Source organism: Pseudoalteromonas sp. 2CM28B (assembly GCF_023161935.1).
This window is the reverse complement of sequence record NZ_JALNTH010000001.1, coordinates 1-1,883: the sequence shown is the minus strand read 5'-3', so window position 1 is coordinate 1,883 and position 1,883 is coordinate 1. Positions and strand designations below refer to the sequence as shown.

Annotated in this window: 2 pseudogenes; one reads left to right on the top strand and one right to left on the bottom strand. The window is 40.7% G+C overall.

From position 1 onward, the window contains the following. Window positions 1-929: 929 nt before the first annotated feature. Window positions 930-1,133 (top strand): annotated as a pseudogene (locus MTN96_RS00010) (hypothetical protein); the annotation flags it as partial. Window positions 1,134-1,192: 59 nt separating this feature from the next. On the opposite strand, the pseudogene MTN96_RS00005 reads toward MTN96_RS00010, so the two are convergent. Further along, window positions 1,193-1,812: pseudogene (locus tag MTN96_RS00005) on the bottom strand (endonuclease); the annotation flags it as partial. Window positions 1,813-1,883 lie beyond the last annotated feature (71 nt).

Below are 1,883 nucleotides of genomic sequence, written 5' to 3'. Positions count from 1 at the left end.
TTATAGTGCGGTATGCAGTGGGATAACCGGTAAATTAAATTAAAAGGTGATCAGTTTCCCACACGCCACATACTGTGCTGCTCGACAAAAAGGTGATCTAAAAGTCATATTTAGAGCCAAGTTATTACTGTTATAGCGCGGTAGGTCATGGCTTAACCGGTAAATTAAGTTAAAAGGTGATCAGTTTCCCACACGGCACATACTATGCTGCTCGACAAAAAAGGTGATCTAGAAGTCATATTCGGAACCCAGTTCTTACCGTTATAGCGCGGTATGCAGTGGGATAACCGGTAAATTAAATTAAAAGATGATCAATTTCCCACACGGCACATACTGTGCTGCTCGACAAAAAGGTGATCTAAAAGTCATATTCGGAACCCAGTTCTTACCGTTATAGCGCGGTATGCAGTGGGATAACCGGTAAATTAAATTAAAAGGTGATCAGTTTCCCATACGGCATATACTGTGCTACCCGACAAAAAAGGTGATCTAAAAGTCATATTTAGAGCGCAGTTCTTACCGTTATCGCTAGGCAGATAGGCCAGAATATCGGTAATTTAGTGAAGAGGTGGTCAGTTCTCCACACACTACGAACGGGTTTGCCCAACAAAAGGTGATCAGCTTTCCACACTCTGCGAACGGGTTTACTCTACAAGAGGTGATCAAAAAGTCAGGCTTAGGGCCCAGTTCTTACCGTTATCGCTAGGCAAATAGGCCAGAGTATCGGTAATTTAGTGAAGAGGAGATCAGTTTTCTACACACTACGAACGGATTTGCCCTACATAAGGTGATCAGCTTTCCACACACTGCGAACGGGTTTACTCTACAAATGTTGATCAAAAAGTCAGGCTTAGAGCCCAGTTCTTACCGTTATAGTTCGGCAGGCTTGGCAATTGTCCTTAATTTATCAAAGTATTTTATTGAAAGCCCAAAGAACCAAAGCGACTTTCGTTTATGCTCGAACGAAAAATATACGGGCCATTCAGTTACTACTTGGTCATACAAAAATTGATAACACCATCAGATATTTAGGAATAGAGATTGAAGATACCATTAAGATATTGAAAGAAACCGATTGTAGATTTAACTCAGGCAGTGTTCTTGTGCTGCCTTTGCCCCATTACGAGTTATAACCTTTCAATTACCCACACATCACTTTGCAGATTGTAAATACTTAGCTATAGAAAAGCACTCATAGAAGTCCACTTGCTTCACACCGACTTTTAACAACGTTGTTCTCGCTTTTCTGTAAACTAGATATTTTCTTTGCTCGATCACACTCCCAGTTATTTACTGGATACATTTTGTCCACGCTTTCATTAGCTTTCTTTGTGATGCACTCATATTATATCGTTTATAAGCACTTTCCATATAAAGGTAAGTACGTGCAATCGCCCCTCTTGCTAATTCAGGCGGCTCTGCTTTTCTATTATCTATCTTCATCGCACAGCTACCGAAATCACTTTGTGCTGAAGGCAGGATAGTGAAATTATAATTACTTCTCAGTGCATTAACGGCACCTATAGCAGGATAAAGGTTGAACATGTCTGCCTGCATAAAGCGATACTCAGTGCTCACTTTCTCCGCACATCTTCGACCTTTAAACGACTTCACTCTGCTACTAACACATTGACTATGCCCATCTCTCCATTCACTGAAAGTACGACCAAAGTTCTCTGCTGGCACAACATGTTCCCACTCAATTTTTTGAGCACGCTTAAGATACTTAGTTGTAGTAAAACCTTTTGGGGTAGTTACTTTTTTATCGGAATTAAATTCGGCACCACAGTAAAGCGTACTTCGGTGTGAATCGCCCCGTGTTTGCCAGAGACTCAATAACTTGAGAAACTGGAACTATGAAAAAATCAAATCGCTATACATCA